The 21,053-nt window shown below is 40.8% G+C and carries 15 protein-coding genes; 9 read left to right on the plus strand and 6 right to left on the minus strand.

The genetic code is table 11. The features are described 5' to 3' along the window. The first annotated feature begins 1 nt into the window (after position 1). Complete coding sequence (locus tag OC25_RS13590) at positions 2 to 304, plus strand: hypothetical protein (RefSeq protein ID WP_039476892.1); 303 nt, start codon at positions 2 to 4, stop codon at positions 302 to 304. A gap of 270 nt (positions 305 to 574) precedes the next feature. Here OC25_RS13590 and OC25_RS13600 read toward each other — a convergent pair whose 3' ends face one another. From OC25_RS13600 to OC25_RS13620, 5 genes are all read right to left on the minus strand, one after another. After that, entirely contained in the window at positions 575 to 1,201 is a 627-nt protein-coding gene (locus OC25_RS13600) for a M23 family metallopeptidase (RefSeq protein ID WP_039476896.1), read from the minus strand. 260 nt (positions 1,202 to 1,461) lie between these two features. Continuing rightward, positions 1,462 to 3,273 carry an IucA/IucC family protein gene (locus tag OC25_RS13605; RefSeq protein ID WP_052266203.1) on the minus strand — a complete coding sequence of 604 codons (1,812 nt, stop codon included), beginning with the start codon at positions 3,271 to 3,273 and terminating at the stop codon, positions 1,462 to 1,464. A 163-nt stretch (positions 3,274 to 3,436) separates the two neighbouring features. After that, positions 3,437 to 4,780, minus strand: a complete 1,344-nt coding sequence (locus OC25_RS13610) for a lysine N(6)-hydroxylase/L-ornithine N(5)-oxygenase family protein (RefSeq protein ID WP_039476898.1) — start codon at positions 4,778 to 4,780, stop codon at positions 3,437 to 3,439. After that, entirely contained in the window at positions 4,780 to 7,239 is a 2,460-nt protein-coding gene (locus OC25_RS13615) for a GNAT family N-acetyltransferase (RefSeq protein ID WP_039476900.1), read from the minus strand. Before OC25_RS13615 ends, OC25_RS13610 begins: the two co-directional genes overlap by 1 nt. Next, positions 7,184 to 8,725 carry a pyridoxal phosphate-dependent decarboxylase family protein gene (locus OC25_RS13620; protein ID WP_052266204.1) on the minus strand — a complete coding sequence of 514 codons (1,542 nt, stop codon included), beginning with the start codon at positions 8,723 to 8,725 and terminating at the stop codon, positions 7,184 to 7,186. Before OC25_RS13620 ends, OC25_RS13615 begins: the two co-directional genes overlap by 56 nt. Before the next feature lie 324 nt (positions 8,726 to 9,049). On the opposite strand from OC25_RS13620, the gene OC25_RS13625 reads away from it, so the two are divergent. Then, positions 9,050 to 11,476, plus strand: coding sequence for a TonB-dependent receptor (locus tag OC25_RS13625; protein WP_039476902.1), 2,427 nt, complete (start codon positions 9,050 to 9,052; stop codon positions 11,474 to 11,476). A gap of 193 nt (positions 11,477 to 11,669) precedes the next feature. Here the strand turns inward: OC25_RS13625 and OC25_RS13630 are convergent, their stop codons facing one another. Further along, positions 11,670 to 12,890, minus strand: a complete 1,221-nt coding sequence (locus tag OC25_RS13630; protein ID WP_039476904.1) for a metallophosphoesterase — start codon at positions 12,888 to 12,890, stop codon at positions 11,670 to 11,672. Positions 12,891 to 13,105: 215 nt separating this feature from the next. Here OC25_RS13630 and OC25_RS13635 point away from each other — a divergent pair, with 215 nt between their 5' ends. The 7 genes from OC25_RS13635 to cysD all read left to right on the plus strand — a co-directional run bounded on the left by OC25_RS13635 (position 13,106) and on the right by cysD (position 20,944). Continuing rightward, a complete protein-coding gene (locus OC25_RS13635; protein ID WP_039476907.1) occupies positions 13,106 to 13,552 on the plus strand; it encodes an RrF2 family transcriptional regulator in 447 nt (148 codons plus the stop codon). A gap of 229 nt (positions 13,553 to 13,781) precedes the next feature. Then, positions 13,782 to 14,258, plus strand: coding sequence for an endonuclease domain-containing protein (locus tag OC25_RS13640; RefSeq protein ID WP_052266205.1), 477 nt, complete (start codon positions 13,782 to 13,784; stop codon positions 14,256 to 14,258). 441 nt (positions 14,259 to 14,699) lie between these two features. Further along, the gene (locus tag OC25_RS13645; protein ID WP_039476909.1) at positions 14,700 to 16,790 is read left to right on the plus strand and encodes a HEPN domain-containing protein; all 2,091 of its coding nucleotides are present in this window, start codon (positions 14,700 to 14,702) and stop codon (positions 16,788 to 16,790) included. A gap of 96 nt (positions 16,791 to 16,886) precedes the next feature. Further along, positions 16,887 to 17,657: a uroporphyrinogen-III C-methyltransferase gene (gene cobA, locus OC25_RS13650; RefSeq protein WP_039476911.1), complete on the plus strand. Its 771-nt coding sequence runs from the start codon at positions 16,887 to 16,889 to the stop codon at positions 17,655 to 17,657. Then, on the plus strand, positions 17,641 to 19,152 hold the full coding sequence (locus tag OC25_RS13655; protein ID WP_052266206.1) for a TSUP family transporter: 1,512 nt from the start codon (positions 17,641 to 17,643) through the stop codon (positions 19,150 to 19,152). The genes cobA and OC25_RS13655 overlap by 17 nt, the downstream gene beginning before the upstream one ends. Before the next feature lie 2 nt (positions 19,153 to 19,154). Next, a complete protein-coding gene (locus OC25_RS13660) occupies positions 19,155 to 19,868 on the plus strand; it encodes a phosphoadenylyl-sulfate reductase (RefSeq protein WP_039476912.1) in 714 nt (237 codons plus the stop codon). Positions 19,869 to 20,038: 170 nt separating this feature from the next. After that, complete coding sequence (gene cysD / locus OC25_RS13665) at positions 20,039 to 20,944, plus strand: sulfate adenylyltransferase subunit CysD (RefSeq protein WP_039476915.1); 906 nt, start codon at positions 20,039 to 20,041, stop codon at positions 20,942 to 20,944. Positions 20,945 to 21,053 lie beyond the last annotated feature (109 nt).

Below are 21,053 nucleotides of genomic sequence, written 5' to 3' on the forward strand. Positions count from 1 at the left end.
TATGGCATCAGGCGAAAAAAGAACAACAAAAGCAAAGGAGCTCAATATTTATGAGGTTAATCCCATTATTTTCTATTCTGGCGAAGCCGATGAATTGAATATAGAACTGCTTGAATTTAATTATGGCGAATTGATCATCAAATCGTTATCAACAGCTATTTTCGAGGTGAAATCGCTGGTTATGGCCGACGAAGATTTTATCATCAAGTGGAAACAGGATGCTAAAGGATTGAGAATTAGCTTGCCAGATGGCCTAACTAATGACGAAAACAGGGAGAAATGTGTCTTAAAAATTAAGTTTTAAGCCTATTCTAAAAAGCGGACCTATGAGGTTTTAATGGGCATATTGCTTATAAACCTCATAGGTCTATTATTATTAAGAGGTTTAATGGGCATGTCGCTTAGAAATCTCATAGGTCTTTTATTTATCAGCTATAAAAATTATTTCAAACCTATGAGGTTTAATGTGCATATTGCTTATAAACCTCATAGGTCTTTTGTAATAATAGGTTTAATGGGGAAACCACCTGGAAACCTTATAGGTCTTTTATATTAATAGGCCCTATTACTCACCTCATTTAACATATTCTTTAATAAACACCTGCGGATTGTAAAACCGCTCATTGAGCTGTGCCTTGGTAAAGGTTAACCAGCTTGCGCAGCCATAATCATCAAATTTCTTTCTGATTTCGAGATGCAGGTGATGGTAATCGCCACCATATTTTTTGCTTTCCTGTGGGGTAAACAAGCGGGCTAGTTTGGTGTTCTGATCAACGTTTTGGCCATTGCTTACATACACTTCTTTTAAATGTTTATAGGTAGTAAACATGGTTGTGCCATTGGCTAATTTATGCTTTACCACAACCGTACGCTGGTTTTCACCTAAATGTACCGAGCAAACAGTGCCGTTGGCCATGGCATAGACACCAACCAGTTTGCTTTTGGGTTGAGCAGGGTTAATATCAATCGCCGTGTGAATATGCCCTTTAACATAACTATCGCGATGATCGCCAAAAATGCTGATGATTTTAATGTTATTTACCTTTTTGCGGTTGGCTACCTCGAAGGGCAGGTACCATTGATCAGCTGTTTTTGCCGGACTAACCTCACTGTAATAGGGTTTCCAGCGATCGCGGTCTTTTTCAATGGTTGGCGTTTCAAATAACAGGGCCGATAAAATGATCAGTAATAATGCTTTCATAATTGATGGGAATTGGTAAAGCAAGATAAGATTATTTTAAGAAATTAACTATTTTTATAGTTTTAATAGATCGTCATCTCGACTGAAGCGCAGTCCCAATATTAAGTCGGGAGAGAGATCTATCCCGATAGATTTCTCGGCTGCGTTGCACTTCGCTCGAAATGACGATCCTATCAGTGGTGTCAGATGTTAGCATCTGACACTCAATAGAACATTTTTTAATACAGCCAGATGGTAACATCTGACTGCACAGGATTAAGCTATACTAAAACATCCTCTTTCAAAGCTTCAGCCGCAGGGTTCACCAGCGTGCCAATCAATTCCGGTACCGGAACATCGGTGCTTTCGCTGTAACCATGGGTAAGTAACCTCACGCGGTTAATGCATACGCGTGTAAACTCTGGAACAAACAGGTCGAATTTTTCAAATTTTGAAGCTAGTTCAGGATTTTCCTGCTGGAAAGCCAAAATCACATCGGCCACCTGACGCCAGAACTGTTTTTCATCCAAACCTACATAGCTATGGAAAATATTGCCCAGGTACCTGAATACGGCATCAAAAATGCCTGAAAGGATAAAAAGGGGAGCCAACTCGTCGTTAATTTCCCTTAAAACATCAACCAGCTCTTCGGGTAATTTAGCTTTCGATTCTTCTGTAAGTACAATTTCTTCCACAAAATCTTTGATGATAATTCTTTCCGGAGCCCCGTTTTTCATCACCAATATGGTATTTTCGCCATGCGGACTAAAGAAAAAGGCATGTTTGTAAAATATGCGTAGCACCGGCTTTAAGTATGCCGATAAATAAGCATTTAACCAACTCGCGGCATCTAATCCCGATTTTTCGATCAGTGCCTGTACCATGCTTTTGCCCGGATCATCTACATAAAGCAAGCTGGCCATTGTCATGATGTTTTCGCCTTCAAGTAAATAGTTTTCAGCACTCTCGCGCCAAATGGCCCCTAAAAACTCCTGGTACTGGTATGGTGACCCTGGAATTTCGCTGTATTGTGGATGCGTGTAGGCTACTGTTGCCACCTCGCCCAAAAGCACTACGCGGGTCTGCTTTAAATATTCGTCGCCTTGCAGCATATCTTTTGCCCATTGTGTTACCCTTGGTGCTATAGCCAGTTTTTTAGGCGATAAACCCCTGAATATTGAAGTGTTTAAAATAGAAATAGCAGTTTTTACATAATGCTTTTTAGGCTCGCTTACATTAAAAAAGGTGCGGATACTGTTTTGGCACATGTATTCATCAGCACCAAGTCCGACAGGTACAATTAACTGATGGGCAATATCATGCGCCAATTGCAGCACAATTTTATTGTTCCACTGCCATTCGTGCACAGGTATAAAGAAATAATCAGCCGGCTGTAGCTGCTGTTCTAAAAGTACCTGGTTAAAATCGTGTACCTGTTTTAAGCTAAGCTCCTCATTGTAGAACGAAAAGGCCGAAATGCTTTCAATACTTTTAAACGATGCCCTGCTTTGGTGTACCGCCAGCCAGGCCAAACGCGTTTTTTGTGCAGCTTCGGGTGCATATTTACCCTGATCGCTGTGGTTAAAACCTATGCGGCCTTTGTTAATGGTAGCCCACGGGTGCCCATCCATCTGGTGCTCAATGGTCTGGTAATCTGCATTGGCCAGTTCATCAGCAGTTAACCGGCCTTTTTCGTGGATGTAGGCATCAGCATAAAGCGTATTTAAGGTTTCTTCTATAAAATGGGCCAGCGTAAAGGGTTTAATACCGAAAGTTTGTTGCAGCTCGGTATAAAATGCAGGTGCATTGTTTACTGCTACACTTTCGCCGTTAACAAACTTTTTAATGCTCTTTTTATCAATATGCAGGTAATCCAGCGCCCGTTCCTGACCCGAAAAGGTGTAGTAAATATCGGCACTGTCAGTAGCTAAATGGTAATCGGTCCAGGCTGGTTTATGGTTACCAATCTGTTCCGGTTCGGCAAGTTTCTCGTGCATCAGTTCTACAATCGATTTGGCAATATAATTGAGATTTACCTTATCCCAGATTTCTTTTTTTAATGGTTTTATTTGATCGAAGTCGTTGTAATTCATGGTTTTGTTTTCAGTTATAAGTTAGTCCGGATTTGTAATCCGGCTCTCAATTATAGATCTGTCATCCTGAGCCTGTCGAAGGATCTTCTAAATATTTACCTGGCGTTTCGACAAGCTCAACGTGACAGTGTTGGATTTCAAATCCGTTTTTCAGTGATCGGGATTACAAATCCCGACCAACTGTAAATTGTATTTGCTCCTCAGCTAATTCAGGCTCTTGTTTTTCTGTTATACTAAATTGCTGGAAAGCGATGCGTTTTTCTATTTTATAGATTTCGAAACCCAGCACGGCATTGATAATGGAAGCATTGCGGTAAGCGCCCATACCCAAATCTGGAGTTACGAAACCGTGGGTATGCAATTCGGCATTCTGAACAAAAATTTCATCTCCGTTTACATCAATGGCATAATTGCGGTGCACCTGAAAAAGTCCGTCGGTATTGCGGCCAATGCGATCTTGTATTGGGGTTAAAAACTGAGGCTCATTGTATTTGTAACCCGTGGCCAGTATCACAAAATCAGTAGCTACGCTGAAATCTTTTTCGCTCTCTGTATGGTAAAAATCGAGTTGATAAGAACCGTCGTTTTCGATTAAATTGTTTAGCTGGCAGTTGGGCATCAATTCTGCATTTATTTTTTCGCCATCTACGCTTAACTCATACAGTTTATCAAAAATCTGGTTAATCAGATCGAAATTAATGCCTTTGAACAACGAGTTTTGCTTGCTTAACAGTTGTTTCCGTTTCGCATCAGTCAGGTTGTAAAAGTGGTCTACATACTCTGGCGAGGTCAGTTCCAATGTCAGTTTCGAATATTCCATTGGGAAAAACCGGTCAGGGCGCGTAAACCATTTTAACTGTAGTCCGTTTTCTGTTTCAGGTAAAAGGTCGTAAAAAATCTCTGCTGCACTTTGTCCTGAACCTACTATCGTTACCGTTTTTTGCTGTAAAATACTTTGTTTAAACCGGAGGTACTCCGAAGAATGTATTGCATTTTTATGCAAAGCCGGTTTAACAAAATCCGGCACCTTTGGACCAGTTCCGGTACCCAGCACAATTTTTTTTGTGAAAATTGTTTCGGTAGTTCCGGTGTTTTGGTTAATTCGCTCGATCTCGTAAATACCATCTTTGTAATGTATAGCGGTAACTTTTTGCTCAAACTGGCAGTTAGGCAAGTGGCTAATCGCCCATCTGCAATAAGCATTATATTCTTTGCGCAGTACAAAGAAATCTTCCCTGATGTAAAATTTATACAAACGATCTGTTTGTTTCAGGTAATTTAAAAAGCTGTATGAGCTGGTTGGATCGGCTAAAGTAACCAAATCTGCCATAAAAGGTACCTGCAGGGTGGCATCGCTTAGCATCATACCCGGGTGCCAGTTAAATTCGCTGGCCTGATCTAAAAACAGAGTCGATAAACCGTTAATTGGTGCACATAAAGCGGCCAGCCCCAGGTTAAAAGGGCCAATGCCAATGCCTACTATGTCGTATATTTTCTGGTTTTGCATTAGGCTTCCTCCGTTTCAAATGGTGCTAATTTGGCCTGAGCGTAGGCTTTGGCTTCGGGGAATTTTTCCCAGTACCAATCGCGGTAGCAAAAGGTTAGATTTGCTTTTTTATAAGGCATTTGAATTACTTTTTCGAGTTTAAAGCCAAGGCGGGTTACGAAAATATGCATGGCGCGACTTTCAACTGCGGCTTCGCCAATGCATTTACCCACTTCTTTCTGTTCAAAAATAAAGTCCATTAGCGCCTGACCGGTTTCAAAACTGTATTTTTTGTCTTTATCGGTTGGTGCAATGAGCAGGTGTGCGCCGTAATCAGTCGTTAATGCCTCATAGCAGGCGCCAACGCCATCGCGCATGGGCCAGTAAGGCTCAATGGTAAAGGTGGGTTCGCCGTTTATCTCGCCAATAAAGCTGTGCGAGGCATCGTTAGGCAATAAGGTCCGGTAAAAAAGTTCAAGCCCTTTAATTGGCCCGTCCATTTTCCAGATGGGCTTCGCATGTTCCTGATTAAACCAGTCGTGTACCATTTCCAGATCGCGGTCGATATCAAAAGGCCGGATGTTAATCGTTACGTCTTCTTTAGGGAAATACCTGCTGTAAAGCACTTCTTTGGTTTGTGGTTTAATCAGGTTCTCGGCAAAAAGATACTTAGAGAGCGGATTTGGAAATTCGCGGTAAATGGCTGGATTATCAATCGGGGCGCTCGCTTCATCAATATTGCAAAGGTTGGTAAGCAGATTGCCTTTTACTTCCCAGCTACGGCGGTTAATGATGTAATCAACCAGGCCAGTGGTATCGCTGTTTTCGAATTGTTTAAATTCTAGATAAACCAGGTCGATCAATGTTTTTTCATCGGCAAGACCATTGCTTGCCAAAGCGTTTACAACACCTAAAATATTATTGATAAGCAAATAGTAGGTCAGTTTCGGAATAATGTATTCATTCGGTACTATCGAACCGCTTTCTGCCGCAATTTCCGGATATGCCTTTTGCAGTGCTTCAGCTTTACTATCGCTAAAGAAATAACCCTGGTTATCCCTGAAATACAGTTTTGCCGGATAGAAGTCCTTATCCAGCTCTACCATTACATTTTGCTGGTGAAATTCAAAAGCCATTCCGTAATGATTGTACAGGCCAACAATAGGTGCTACGCAAAGGTGCAGGTATTGTTTAAACCAGTTTACGGCAGTATGGGCAAGGCTTTTGTTTTTATTGATCGAGGCCTCTTCAATTACATGTACCAATCTCGGTTTTTGGCCAAGTAATCCATCCTGACATAAAGCAGCAAGGAGGGTTACATTTTTCTCAGCTTCTTCACCTTTAAACGGATTGTGCCTGATGCTGATGTTAAAACCATCGATGTTTTGACCCTGATAATTCACCGTAATAAAAGCCGGGTCGGTGATGAATTCGATTTCGGGGAATTCAGCTTTGGCCGCTTTGCCTAAAGTAGTTTTTAATAGTTTACTTACATCGTAACCCCGGTGCAGTTCTCTAACCAGGTTAACCCGTTGCGAGTTGGTGATTTTAACATGCAACGAAAATTTAAGCATCCAATCGCTCGCCACATTATATACCGTTCTTACTGATGAGGTAGGGGTGTAAGCTTCGCCAAATTGCCCCAAGTAAAACAGTAACTTTTCGGCTTGCATGGCTTGTACAGCAGACTGATTTAACAGATAACCAGCTTCCCAGGGATGCATAGGCACTACTTTATGGTCGGGATATTGATCCAGCAAAGCGATGGTTTCCGCATTGGCAGATTCTGAAAGTTCAATTCTGAATAAATCGGTAATATCAAAACCTTCAGCATTTTTCTCGGTAATGTTAGCTGGGGCAATTAAAAAATAACTGAGCTGAAAACTACCTTTTGTTTCGGGTGAATATTTAAAAAGCTCTTCATCGCTATTAAATCCTGAACGGCCTTTGGGTAGGGGGTGGGCATTGTGACCTAAAAACAGCGATTGTTCTGCTGCTATAAAATTCATTTTGGCAAAGTTTACCGGCTTACCGTTTTGCTGAAAAAAGGAAAGGAATTTTTGGAGGTTTTCTACGCTATTGCTTAAGCGTTCTTTTACCACATCAGCAGCTGCATCCGGAAATTCAGCTGCACTAAATTGTACAGCCAGTTCCATAAAACGATAAATATCAATGCTTGCAATTGCGTCCGTTTCAATATTTCGTGCTATAACCGGAAAATTAAATATATGTCGGCCGCTATCCGCATAAAACTTTAATGGGGCATAAACTTCATAGCCAATGTTGCTAAAATCGAACCTGATGTGTAGGCGATCAGTTGCTGTTACCAGATAATCAGCTAGCGGAGCATCATACTTCGGGATGCCTGCATAGCGGGTCCAGTTGGTAAATTCGCGGCAATAGCTGTTTAGGAGCGCATTGAAGTTAGTTTCTTCTGAAATCTGCTGAAGCTTGATTGAGTCTAACGTATTCGTTTCCATGTTTTTTAATGATTTTAATGATGTTTTCAATATCGCTGATGGTAGTAAGCGGGTTTAGTAGGGTAAATTTGAGGTAGAATTGTTGGTTAATCTTGGTGCCGGCCACCAGGGCTTTACCTTGATTAAACATGGCCTTTTTGATGTATTGGTTCATTGCACATACATCCAGTTGTGCATTTTTAGGGCGGTACCTGAAAACCAATGCGCTGATATCCGATTCGTTCATCAGCTCAATATCATTGTCGGCATTCAATAGGCTGGCTATTTCGGCGGCGGTTTCAATAATGGTATCAAAATAGCCACCCAGTTTATCGCGACCCATCATGCGCAGCGTAAACCAGAGTTTTAGTGCATCGAAGCGGCGGGTAGTCTGGATCGATTTGTTTACCTGGTTGGGTAGGCCGTCTTCGTCGTGGTCTTTAGGGTTTAAATAATCGGCATGGTGCGTAATCAGGTTAAAAAAGTGTTTGTCGCGCACCAGAAAACCACTGCTGCTTACCGGCTGGAAGAAGGATTTATGATAATCAACAGTAACCGAATGGGCCAGCTCAATGCCATTAAGCAGGCTGCGGTATTTATCTGTCAGCAATAAACCACAGCCGTAAGCTGCATCAATGTGGAACCAGGTATTGTATTTCTGGCTAAGCGTTGCCAGTTCTTTCAATGGGTCTACATTTCCAAAATCGGTAGTGCCTGCTGTGCCAACTATGGCAATCGGGATGTTGCCCTGTGCCAGTTCTCGTTTTATGGCATCTTCAAGCAGTACCGTATTCATCCTGAAACTACGGTCGGTTTTAATTTTGATCACCGCTTTTTCGCCCAGACCTAATAGGGAAGCATTCTTCTGGATGCTGAAATGTGCTTTTTCGGAAACAAAAATCCTGAAACGTGATGCTTCTGCAGGTAAGCCATTCACTTTAATGTTGTGATTCAGCGCTGTGATGGCATAATGATCGCGGGCCAGTAAAAGCCCCATTAAATTACTCTGCGTACCGCCACTGGTAAAAATACCATCAGCTTTTTTGCTGTAGCCAATTTGGTCGCAGGTCCATTCAATTAGTTTTTGTTCAATTAAGGTACCGCCGGCGCTTTGGTCCCAGGTATCAATGGAGGAGTTGATGGCCGAAATCATTACTTCGGCGGCAACGGCCGGAATAACAATAGGGCAATTTAAGTGCGCAATGTAGGCCGGATGATGGAAAGCAACAGCATGATTGGTGTACAACTGTTCTACTTCTTTCAGTAGCGCATCGTAGTTGTCGTGGGTTTTTTCAAACTCAATGGCATCGAACAAAGGCTTCAGTTGGGCTGGCGATACCCCACTAAAGGGCTGTTGGTTGTGGTTCAGGAATTTTTTTACCGCCTGGGTAACTTTGCCGACAGCATGCAGGTATTCTGCTTCGTTTTCGTGGTGAAAGATTTCCCTGGCCGGACTTTCGGTAAGGAAATCTAATAATTCGGGTTTTTCTAGGGCTGATGTAAACATTAGTTTTTCAATTTTTCAAAATCATTTAAGGTCAATTAGGTATTACAGTACCAGGCTTAAAAGCCGGTAATTTTTTTACTGATAAATTGGTTAGTTGGGTACTTAAAATAAGCGTGTATTGTAGACTATAATCTCGACTGCTAAGGTATATTTTTATTTAGATTGATTAAAAATAATATTTAAAATAGTTTTAAATATTTGTTAATAAGTGAGTTAAGATGGTATTTTAGTCTAGTTTATGAGGTTTTTCTAAAATATTTGCTTCATTTTATTTGGATTTAATCCAAATAAAATGATTGTTTTGCGGAAAAAATAAATCATTGAATGAAAAATCTATACTTAATTGCAATCCTGATCTGTGGATGTATCCTTACAGGTAAAGCCCAGACCATAACCGGTAAGGTTGTGGGCGAAACAGCCCCCTTAAGCGGTGCGAATATTAAAGCGCAGGGGAAAAATACTGCGGTAACTACTGGTGCCGATGGCAGCTTCGAACTTGCACTAACCGAAGGTGCCCATCAGCTACAGGTTAGTTATGTGGGTTATGTTACCGTATTACAAAAAGTAAACCTTGCTAAAGGGCAAACCCTTAATTTAATTATTAATTTAAGCCCTACTGCCAATATGCAGGAAGTGGTAGTGGTATCGGCCCGTAAACCAACCAAAATTAGCGAAATACCCGGTACGGTTTGGGTAGTTGATGGCGCAAAAGTACAGGAGCAGGTTAAGGCCGGAGTACCGTTTAAACAAGCTTTGGCACAATTGATTCCGAGTTTAGATGCCGGACCCGAAGGCCGCACCAACTACGGACAGAACCAGCGCGGCAGAGATGCCCTGGTGATGATTGATGGGGTATCACTTAACAGTACGCGTGGTGTAAGCCGTCAGTTCGAATCAATTGATCCGTTTAATATCGAAAGAATTGAGGTGTTATCGGGTGCGAGTGCTGTTTACGGTGGCGGTGCTACGGGTGGTATCATCAATATCATTACTAAAAAAGGACAAGACAGTCAGCCAAGTTTTACCACGCAATTGGGTGTACGTAGCGGACTGAAAGAAAAAAGCGATCACGATGTTCGCGTAGCGCAGGCCATTTCGGGTGGTAGCAAAGACTGGAATGGCCGGATTGGTATTGCATTCCAGAAAAACAATGCGGCTTATGGTGCCGATGGAAAACAGATTTTTACCGATATTACCCAAACCGATTTGCAGTACAACCAGTCGTTCGATTTTTTTGGTAGTACTGAATTTAAGTTAACTGATTATCAAAAGTTAACGGTAAACGCTCAATATTACAATTCGGGTTACCGTGGCAGCAAGGACCTATTTTTAGGAACCAATTATGCCGGCTTATTGTCTAATGCTTCGTTGTTAGAGATGAGAAATGGTTATTCATCGGATGTTGATCCTAAAACAAGCCGTGCCAATATCAATGCGAATTATCAGGCCAGCGATATTTTAGGTGGGCAAACGCTTTACGTACAGGCTGCTGCCAGAAATGAGCAGTTTAGTTTTCACCCTTTTCCGGGGCAAGCTGCAATACCAGGCGTATTGTATAGTGGTTCATCAATCCAAAATACAAATTACAGTGCTTTAAAACTGGTATTAAATAAAGACTGGAATAAATTAAACCTTACTTATGGTATTGATGCCGATAACGAGAATTTTAATGCGCAGCAAGCCCTTTATGATCGTGTAAAAGCTGCTACATCGGGCGGATTAATCAATACCACAGTTGCTACTATTGCCCGCTACCCGAATTTCAGGGTAAATGGCTTATCTGGTTTTTTACAGGCACAGTTTAAACTGGCCGATTTCTTAACCCTATCGGGTGGGGTTCGTCAGCAGCGCATGTTTGTAAAAGTTGGCGATTTTGTAGGTATCGCAGCAGCTGTGCCTTTGGCTTATGGTGTTGGCCGTACAGCTGCCACAATTGCCGGTGGAAGCAACCACTACGATGTAAATCTGCTCAACGGTGGTTTGGTGTTTAAAATCAATGCTCCTCAACAGGCCTGGTTTAATTATTCGCAAGGATTTAACCTGGCCGATCCAGCAAAATATTATGGTCAGGGAACTTATACTTTGGCTGGTACCAACTGGAATTTAGGTAATTCGATCAATGTGGGCAGTTCTCCATTAACGGGTATTAAAACTGATCAATATGAGGCCGGTTACCGCTATCGCACAGGCGTATTTAATGCTCAGCTTGCTGCTTTTTATGCTTTATCTGATAAAAACGTGAAAACCAACAGCACTTTCAATATCGAAGTGTATGATGAGCACGTTAGAAATATTGGCCTTGAAGGTTCATTATCGTTAAACCTGAAAAATGGTTTCGAGGCTGGTGCCAACGGTTTGTACATCAAAACCCAGAAACAAAATGCTGACGGAACCTGGTCATTGCAGGATGTAACGGTATCTAGTCCGTCTAAATTGGCAGGTTATTTGGGTTATAACGGAAAAGTATTTGGATTAAAAGCGCAGGTTTTCCACTCGTTTGATTCGAAAGGAATTGCCACTAACTTAAAAGAATACGAACTTAAAGGATATACTACAGTTGATTTATTGGGCTCGGTTAAAGTATTTACCGGGAGCCTGTCTATCGGTGTTCAAAACCTGCTGAATAAAAATTACCAGACAGTTTGGAGTCAGCGTTCATCAATTTTATATGCTGCTTTAGCTAAACCTGAAACCTTTTATTATGCTGGTCGCGGCCGCACGTATAATGTAACCTATACGCTTAATTATTAGAAAATCATATTAGACGGTCGTCATTTCGACTGAAACGCAGTGAAACGGAGAAATCTATCTAAGCAGATTTTTCGACTCCGTTGCCCCGGATAGCTATCGGGGCCGCTCGAAATGACGATCGTTTATAAAAAGCCTTCTAGGAATGACGATTTCTTATCCTTAGTTGCTCTAAGGTGGTAAAAAACAATAAGTGTTACTTCCGCTTCAACTCAATCACTGTAACCTCCGGCCAGATCCCAATCCGTCCGGAAAAGCCTAAGAAACCAAAACCCCGGTTTACATTTAAATACCTGCCATTCTCGGTTTTAATCCCGGCCCAATGTTTATAGCGGTACTTCACCGGACTCCATTTAATGCCAAAAGCCTCAATACCAAACTGCATACCGTGGGTATGGCCTGCCAGCGACAATTGTATGTTGGAAGGATAATTCTTTACCTGTGCATCCCAGTGCGAGGGATCGTGCGATAACAGAATTTTGAAATCATCTGTAGCGGTATTAGCCAAAGCTTTATTTAAATTGCCACGTTCGCCAAAACCAATTCCCCAGTTTTCTATTCCGGCCAGGATAATTTTTTCGCCGTTTTTATGCAGTTCTACGTGTTCATCCAGCAGTAGTTTAAAACCAAGTGTATTGTGGTAAGCTTTTAGCTGATCCAGATTTTTAATCTTTTCCGCTTCGCTGGGCCATTTTGCATAATCGCCGTAATCGTGATTACCTAAAACCGAAAATTGCCCGAATGGGGCTTTAATTTGCGAAAAATGACCAATGTAGGGGACAATCTCAGAAGCAACGTTGTTAACCAGATCGCCAGTGAACACAAACAGATCGCTTTTTTGTGCGTTAATTAAATCAATACCCTTTTGTACCGCTTTGGGGTTGGTAAAACTGCCTGCGTGCACATCCGAAATTTGGGTTAAAGTAAAACCATCGAAAGCCTTTGGCAAATCGTCGAAATACAAGGTGTGTTTAATTACCCTATATGCATATTTACCCTGGGTAATGCCGTAAGCAAACAGGGCAATGGTTAAGCAAAACATCGCAAAAGCAAAATAAACCCAATTGTTACTGCGCGCTAAAAGATGAAAACCATTGCCATTGAAGCTCCCGGTTACACTGAACAGGAAACGATACACATCGCCCAACAGTAAAACAATTGCGAAAACAACCTCTGCAGTAAAAATGATCAGAAAAGTGTGACTTACAATCTGAAAAAATCGGTTAATACCCTGTATGCGCATTTGTTGTATCGCATAAAACAGTGCAAAGGTTAAACCTACTATAAACACCCAGAAAACCGGGCTAAGCCAGGTAGATTGATTTAAGGTGCCCAGACCCGATAAAACGTAGCCATTTAAGGCAAAAAACATAAATGCTACAATAAGGAGCGGTATAATATTGAGTTTTCTTTTCATTACAAATTGATAGGAGGCATAAGTTAAATGTAGGGCTTAAACGCAGATAAATTGCCTGCAGTTTGCAACTTGGATTATTTTTACGCTTCTTTGATTAATTGTATCCTAAAAGATTGAGTTTCTAATTTAAGATAAACTGCTTGCAGGTTGAAAACCAAAACCTGCTGAACGGCGTATTTTAATAATTTACTTTCTTTTATTAGCTTTGTGCGAATATGCTGTCGAAAAAAACAAAATACGCCATAAAGGCACTTGTTGCGCTTGGTAAAAATTTAGATAAACCACCTATGCAAATCTCAAAAATTGCAGAGGAGGAGCATATCCCAAAAAAATTCCTGGAACAAATTCTCCTCGATTTGCGTAACGCCGGCTTTTTATACAGTAAAAAAGGAGCCGGAGGTGGTTACAGCCTGAATAAAAAGCCAGAAGAAATCCTTTTGGTGCACATCATGCGGGTTACCGATGGCCCTATAGCAATGGTGCCGTGTGCGAGTTTAAACTTCTATCATAAATGCGATGAGTGCGAGGACGAAAAAACCTGCGGAATCAGAAGTGCATTTATCGATGTAAGGGATGCTACACTGAAGGTTTTAAGCGAAACCAGCATTGCTGATGTAATTAGCCGTGAGGATACGCTGAAACTGGCAATCGAAAAATTGTAAGAAATTATTTTAATCATATTGTGGAAAGGTTGGTGTCTGCACCAACCTTTTTTTATTGCCCCTTTAATTTGGTGAGGAACCAACCGATAGTGTATTTCTATCATTTAAGCAGATCTTTTCCCCCTTTGATGGGGGCAGGGGGATGAAACGGGTGATGTAAACCAAGAAAAAACTAATTTCATTAAAAGCATAGTTATCATTTTCCGGTCTAATTGTGTAAATTAATTAGATGAACAACAATAATTATAACATTAAACTGAAATCTTTTGCCCGCACAAATCGAAAGGATGGTACGAAAGCAGAAGTAAAAATCTGGTGTGAATTATTGCGGAATAAAAAAATGTTAGGATATCCTTTTTTAAGGCAGCGACCAATTGGAAATTACATCGCAGATTTTCTTTCGAAAGATTTGAAATTAATAATAGAAGTCGATGGACTTACTCACGAATGGGAAACGCAGTTTGAGAAAGATAAGCAAAGGGAACTCGCATTGAATAAAATGGGGTTTCAAGTCATACGCTTTAATGATGAGGGGATAATGCATGATATTGAGAACGTGGAGCGGACAATTCAGGCTTATATTGAGGGGTGGGAAAAAAATCATCCCCCGGCCCTTCAAAGGGGGATGAGATTATCTCAAAGGGAAATAAAAACTTTTGAATCTTCGCTGGAGATATCAACCGATAACGTATTTCTTTTCATCTAAAGCTGATCTTTCCCCCTTTGAAGGGGGTAGGGGGATGAAATTATATCATTCTACTGGTTGGTGTCATCACCAACCAGCTTAGTCTTTACTCAGTCGATGAAATGCTAGGCACATTCTTCAAAAATAAATTTTCACTCATCAAAATATTTTAACAAACGATTGCGCAGTATAATGAAGGCTTAAAATCAATAAAAAACTGTCGCTAAGCGTTTACAGATTAACACCCTATCGTAATTTTTTTCAAGAAAAATTACGACTATTCCTATATACTTTATATATTTGACGGATGAACCTAAATTTTATACTTAACAGAACCGCTATCAGGATGATGCGCTATTGTTGCAAACAACAGTAACAGGGAGCCTATAGATAATTTAAGTATAAAATATTAGATGCTTCCCGGTAAAGGGGAGCATTTTTTGAATAAAGCTAACAACACATATGCAAACTTTCAGAACAGAACTCGAAAACAATATTGTCGAGCAGGACATTATCGATTTAGAGAATAAAATTAAAGCCTTTCGGGATGGTACCATCCACGACGAAAAGTTTAGGAGCCTGCGTTTAGCACGCGGTGTTTACGGACAAAGACAGCCAGGCGTACAAATGATCCGCATTAAACTGCCTTTCGGAAAAGTTACTTTTAAGCAACTATTGCGCATTGCCGATATTGCCGATGAGTATGGAAGCGGCAATTTGCACTTAACTACTCGTCAGGATATTCAGTTGCACTATGTGAGCTTAGACCGCACACCGGAGCTTTGGGCTAAATTGGAGCAAGATGATATTACCTTGCGCGAAGCTTGTGGTAACACGGTGCGTAACGTAACAGCATCGCCAAATTCGGGTATTGATAAAGATGAGCCATTTGATGTTTCACCCTATGCTCATGCTGTTTTTAAATACTTCTTGCGTAACCCGATCTGTCAGGAAATGGGGCGTAAAATTAAAATTTCATTCTCTTCGAGTGATAAGGACACTGCATTTAGCTACATTCACGATTTAGGTTTCATTCCAAAAATTAACGAGCAGGGCGAACGTGGCTTTAAAGTTTTGTTTGCCGGTGGTTTAGGTGCACAACCTTTTTTAGCCAGTGCCGTTCACGAATTTTTACACGAAGATCAGATTATTCCTTTTACCGAATCGGTGCTCCGCGTTTTCGACCGTTATGGCGAGCGTACCAACCGTAATAAAGCCCGTTTAAAATATCTTGTGCAAAAACTAGGTTTAGATGAGGTTTTACGCCTGGTAGCCGAAGAGCGCGTTGCCAATAAAGTAAAAAGCTTTAAAATAGATTTAAATACCATCGCTGAACCTGTTTTGCCAGCTGAGCAAGATTATCCGGCGGTAGAGATATTAAATGAAACCCACTATAAACACTGGTCGGCTACTAACGTGGTAGAACAAAAACAGGCTGGTTTTTATTCGGTTTACGTAAAAGTACAGGTAGGCGATATTAAAACAGATCGGGCAAGAGCCTTTGTTGATGCTATCAGACCTTATGTCGCCGACGAAATCAGGGTTACACAAAACCAGGGTTTATTGTTAAAGTATGTACGTAAAGAAGCTTTACCTGCTTTATATGCTGCCTTAAATAAAATTGGTTTTACAACTGCCGGTTTCGATAGTGTTGCCGATATTACTACATGCCCCGGAACAGATACCTGTAATTTAGGTATTGCCAACTCTATGACTTTGGCCGAGGTTTTGGAAGAGGTAATTTATACCGATTTCCCTGAGTTGATTTACGAGAAAAACATCAACATTAAAATCAGTGGTTGTATGAACTCTTGCGGTCAGCATGGTTTAGCCGAAATTGGTTTTCACGGCAGTTCGGTAAAAGCCGAAGGAAAAGTGGTACCGGCTGTACAGGTAATGTTAGGTGGTGGTACGGTTGGTGATGGTGTTGGTCGTGTGGCCGAACGCGTTATTAAGGTGCCATCTAAAAGAGCAACAAGCGTTTTACATTACATTCTGAACGATTTTAAAGCCAATAACCTGGCTGACGAGAATTTTCACCAGTATTACGATAGAAAAGGTAAAGATCACTTTTATCAGTTATTAAAGCCACTGGCTGATTTAACCAACCTGCAAACCGAAGAATTTGTAGACTGGGGTCACGTAGAGCCTTTTGCTACGGCAATCGGAGTAGGCGAGTGTGCCGGTGTGGTAATTGATTTGGTTGCTACTTTATTGTTAGAAGCTGATGAGAAATTTGACTGGGCAAAACAAAACTTAGAAAAAGGTGCTTACGCCGATGCGATTTACCATACCTACAGTACGTTTGTAAGTGCAGCCAAATCACTATTGTTAGATAAAGGCGTAAACAGCAGCACGCAGGTTGGCGTAATCCGCGAGTTTGACAATCATTATGTTGAAACCGGCGAATTTAACCTGACTACTAATTTTTCTGATTTGGTTTTGCAAATCAATAAAAACGAACCAAGTGCTGAATTCGCTCAAAAATATTTTGAACAGGCCAGTGAGTTTTTAAATCAGATTAAGGAAAAAAGAGCTGTATTGGTAAAATGAGATTGGAGACAATAGATTTGAGAACTGCAAGGCTAAACGTCACGCACCAAACAACTCTTTATCCAGTCATTCAAAATTCAATAATTAAAAAGAAACATGGTTAATCAAAATAAAGAATCAAAAATAACCCTTCTGGGTGCAGGTCCAGGCGATCCTGACTTGTTAACTTTAAAAGGGGTAAAGGCTTTACAAACTGCAGATGTGGTGTTGTATGATGCATTAACCAATGAAGCTTTATTGGAGCATGCGCCTGAAGAAGCCATTAAAGTATATGTAGGTAAACGTTCAGGCGAGCATTCTTATCCGCAGGATACAATCAATAAATTAATGATCGATTATGCTTTAAACTATGGGCACGTGGTGCGCTTAAAAGGTGGCGATCCATTTGTATTTGGCAGAGGATATGAAGAGTTGGATTATGCGGCATCGTACAGTATTCCGGTAAGCGTTATCCCAGGCATTTCGAGTTCAATCGGTGTACCAGGTTTACAACAAATTCCGGTTACACACCGTGGCTTGAGCGAAAGTTTTTGGGTAATTACCGGTACAACCACTTCGGGTGAGGTATCGGCAGATATTTACCAGGCAGCACAATCGAATGCTACGGTAGTGGTGTTGATGGGACTTAAAAAACTATCAAAAATTGTAGAGATTTTTAAAGCTGCCGGAAAGCATAACTTACCGACCGCTGTGGTGCAAAATGGCTCGGCAGAGGATGAAAAGTTAGTTGTTGGGGTGGTAGAAACTATAGAAAGTTTAGTGCAGCACGAAAATATTAAGGCTCCGGCATTGTTAATATTTGGAGAAGTTGTATCATTACATCCGTCATTTAAAAACATCATTAAACAATATGCAAGTATTGCCTAACCAACCCAATAATGCAGAATATTTTTCTGAACAGGAAAAAGGTAACCAGCTGTTTCCGGTTTTTGTGAAGCTGAATAAGCTGCGTACATTATTAATTGGTGCGGGTAATATTGGCCTCGAAAAATTAACGGCGATTGTGAACAACAGTCACCAGGCTAACATAACCATTGTAGCCGAAGTTGTCTCTCCTGAGGTTTATACCTTAATTGCTAACTATCCGTTGGTTAAGGTGAAGCAAAAAAGTTTTGATGTTTCTGATTTACAGGATATCGATATCGTTTTTGCGGCCACAAACAACAATATTTTAAACGAAGAGATCAGAAGAGTAACCAACGAGAAAGGTTTACTGATCAATGTGGCCGATAAACCCGAACTTTGCGACTTTTATTTAGGTTCTATCGTTCAAAAAGGCGATTTAAAAATTGCGATTTCTACCAATGGGAAATCGCCTACTATAGCCAAACGTTTAAAACAAATTCTGAATGAAGGTCTACCAGCTGAGCTGGACGAAACTTTACAGAACATGAGCGCTTTGCGCCAAACCTTAAACGGCGATTTCTCTGCAAAAGTTAAAAAGCTGAATAAAGTTACCCAAAGCTTAATTAACCCTAAAAAGAGTTTTGCCGAGCGCAATATCAAATGGTTAATCTGGGTGGCTTCGGTTTTATTAATCGTGGCCATAGGCTTTTCATTATGGAATACCGAGCCCGAGTTTCAGGCTTTCCTGATCAATATTGATCCTTTGTTCTACTGGTTTTTAGGTGCAGGATTTGTATTTGCCTTGATTGATGGGGCAATTGGTATGTCGTATGGTGTAACCACGGCCTCTTTCTCGCTGGCTATGGGTTTACCTCCGGCTTCGGCCAGTATGGCTATCCACATTTCGGAAGTAATGAGCAACGGAATTGCCGGCTGGATGCATTACCGCATGGGCAATGTAAACTGGAAACTGTTTAAAATATTAATCCTGCCTGCCATTGTTGGTGCGGTGTTAGGTGCTTATATTTTATCATCTTTAGAGCATTATAGCGCTTATGTTAAACCAATCGTAGCCGTATATACCTTGTTTTTAGGGGGGATTATTTTAATGAAAGCCTTTAATATCAAGCGAAAAAAAGCAGATCAGAAAATTAAAAAAATTGGTTTACTGGGCTTCGGAGGCGGTTTTATCGATGCTGCTTTCGGTGGTGGCTGGGGGTCAATTGTACTTTCGAGTTTAATTGCCGGTGGCAGGCACCCATTGTTTTCTTTAGGCACAGTAAAAATCAGCCGTTTCTTTATTGCCACACTCAGCTCGCTAACCTTTTTTACCATGTTGGGTGGTAAACACTGGGAAGCTGTTTTAGGTTTAATTATTGGTAGTGCAATTGCATCGCCAATTGCTGCAAAAGTATCCAACAAAATTTCGGCGAAGACCATTATGGTTGCCGTTGGTATTATTGTAATGCTGGTAAGCTTGCGCAGTGTAATTATGTTTATTTTAAAATTAATTTAGTGATGGAACGTGTAGAAGAGATAAAAGAAGCACTAAAAGGCTTAAATACCATTGAAAAATTAAGATTTTTAGCCGATCGTTATGCAGATCGCATTATTTTTTCAACCAGTTTTGGATGGGAAGATCAGGCCATTACACACCTTATTTTTGCCAATAATATTCCAATCAAGGTTTTTACTTTAGAAACAGGGCGCTTATTCCCCGAAACCTATTACGTGTGGAACCGTACACTCGAGATCTATAACAAGCCTATTTATGCCTATTATCCGCAAAATGAACTTTTACAGGATATGGTAAACAGTAAAGGTCCGAGCAGTTTTTACGAATCGGTTGAAAACAGGAAAGAGTGCTGCTACATTCGTAAAATAGAACCTTTAAAAAGAGCCTTAAAAGATAACGAAATCTGGATTACAGGTATCAGGGCCGATCAAAGTGCCAATCGCGAAGATATGCACGATGTAGAATGGGATGAAGGTAACCAGCTCGTTAAATTCCACCCGATTTTCGACTGGACTTTAGATGATGTTAAAGCCTATATTAAAGAGAACAACATTGTTTACAATACCCTGCACGACAAAGGTTTTCCGAGTATCGGTTGCGCTCCGTGTACAAGGGCCGTACAACCAGGCGAAGATTTCAGGGCCGGAAGATGGTGGTGGGAAGACCAAAGCAAAAAAGAATGTGGTTTACACGCAACTGAGGCGGAAGTGAAGTAGCTAAGTAAGAAGTGAGCTTGTAAAATGGAACGAAAACGTTTCAACTTTACAACATTAAACTTTGCAATAATTTAACAACACAAAAAACAAATATAAGCAGTTGAAAAAAGGAACAGCGCTGGCAGGCAACCTTCCAACATTTCAACAATCAATCATTTCAACATATTATAATGAGTACATATAATTTTGATTATTTAGATGAACTGGAGGCAGAGGCCATTCACATTTTACGTGAGGTTGCAGGGCAGTTTGAGAAGCCAGCCTTATTGTTTTCTGGTGGGAAAGACTCGATTACCTTAGTACGTTTAGCTGAAAAAGCTTTCCGCCCGGGTAAATTCCCTTTTCCATTGGTACACATCGATACCGGACATAATTTTGAAGAAACCATTACCTACCGTGATAAAATGGTAGAAAGAATTGGCGAAAAACTCATTATTGGCTCTGTTCAGGAATCTATTGATCAAGGTAAAGTGGTAGAGCAAACGGGTAAAAACGCAAGCAGAAATGCTTTGCAAACCGTAACCTTATTAGATACTATTGCCAAACACCAGTTCGATGCCTGTATAGGAGGTGCGCGCAGGGATGAAGAAAAAGCACGTGCAAAGGAACGTATTTTCTCCGTTCGCGATGAGTTTGGCCAGTGGGACCCTAAACGTCAACGACCAGAACTTTGGAACATTTATAACGGTAAAATCCATAAAGGCGAAAACATTCGCGTATTCCCGATCAGCAACTGGACTGAGCTTGATGTTTGGAACTATATCCGTCGCGAAAAAATCGAATTGCCAAGCATTTACTTCTCGCATGAGCGCGATGTAATTACCCGTAACGGACAGCTAATGGCTGCATCGCCGTTTTTAAATATGGACGATGAAGATGTTGTATTCCGCAAGCAAGTGCGTTTCCGTACCGTTGGCGATATGTCTTGTACCGCTGCGGTTGAGTCGGAAGCAACACTGATTGACGATATTATTGCTGAAATCAGCGCATCTAAAATTTCAGAGCGTGGCGCCCGTTTAGACGATAAAGTTTCGGAAGCAGCAATGGAAGACAGGAAAAAGGGAGGATATTTTTAAGAAGTAGAAAGTATTTAGTATCAAGACTGGATGCAAATTATAAATACAAATCTTCTAAATCGAAATAAGTTTGAGTTGAATGTGATAGACTTCAATATGTCTTGATACT

The sequence above is a fragment of the Pedobacter kyungheensis genome, from assembly GCF_000812965.1.
GTDB classification, from domain to species: Bacteria; Bacteroidota; Bacteroidia; order Sphingobacteriales; family Sphingobacteriaceae; genus Pedobacter; species Pedobacter kyungheensis.

What these genes read in the sequence shown, in the direction of transcription:
- OC25_RS13660 (WP_039476912.1), top strand. Translation starts at nt 19,155, where the DNA reads ATGGAACGTGTAGAAGAGATAAAAGAAGCACTAAAAGGCTTAAATACC.
- OC25_RS13620 (WP_052266204.1), bottom strand. Translation starts at nt 8,725, where the DNA reads ATGTTTACATCAGCCCTAGAAAAACCCGAATTATTAGATTTCCTTACC.
- OC25_RS13590 (WP_039476892.1), top strand. Translation starts at nt 2, where the DNA reads ATGGCATCAGGCGAAAAAAGAACAACAAAAGCAAAGGAGCTCAATATT.
- OC25_RS13610 (WP_039476898.1), bottom strand. Translation starts at nt 4,780, where the DNA reads ATGCAAAACCAGAAAATATACGACATAGTAGGCATTGGCATTGGCCCT.
- cysD (WP_039476915.1), top strand. Translation starts at nt 20,039, where the DNA reads ATGAGTACATATAATTTTGATTATTTAGATGAACTGGAGGCAGAGGCC.
- OC25_RS13600 (WP_039476896.1), bottom strand. Translation starts at nt 1,201, where the DNA reads ATGAAAGCATTATTACTGATCATTTTATCGGCCCTGTTATTTGAAACG.
- cobA (WP_039476911.1), top strand. Translation starts at nt 16,887, where the DNA reads ATGGTTAATCAAAATAAAGAATCAAAAATAACCCTTCTGGGTGCAGGT.
- OC25_RS13615 (WP_039476900.1), bottom strand. Translation starts at nt 7,239, where the DNA reads ATGGAAACGAATACGTTAGACTCAATCAAGCTTCAGCAGATTTCAGAA.
- OC25_RS13625 (WP_039476902.1), top strand. Translation starts at nt 9,050, where the DNA reads ATGAAAAATCTATACTTAATTGCAATCCTGATCTGTGGATGTATCCTT.
- OC25_RS13640 (WP_052266205.1), top strand. Translation starts at nt 13,782, where the DNA reads ATGAACAACAATAATTATAACATTAAACTGAAATCTTTTGCCCGCACA.
- OC25_RS13630 (WP_039476904.1), bottom strand. Translation starts at nt 12,890, where the DNA reads ATGAAAAGAAAACTCAATATTATACCGCTCCTTATTGTAGCATTTATG.
- OC25_RS13655 (WP_052266206.1), top strand. Translation starts at nt 17,641, where the DNA reads ATGCAAGTATTGCCTAACCAACCCAATAATGCAGAATATTTTTCTGAA.
- OC25_RS13645 (WP_039476909.1), top strand. Translation starts at nt 14,700, where the DNA reads ATGCAAACTTTCAGAACAGAACTCGAAAACAATATTGTCGAGCAGGAC.
- OC25_RS13635 (WP_039476907.1), top strand. Translation starts at nt 13,106, where the DNA reads ATGCTGTCGAAAAAAACAAAATACGCCATAAAGGCACTTGTTGCGCTT.
- OC25_RS13605 (WP_052266203.1), bottom strand. Translation starts at nt 3,273, where the DNA reads ATGAATTACAACGACTTCGATCAAATAAAACCATTAAAAAAAGAAATC.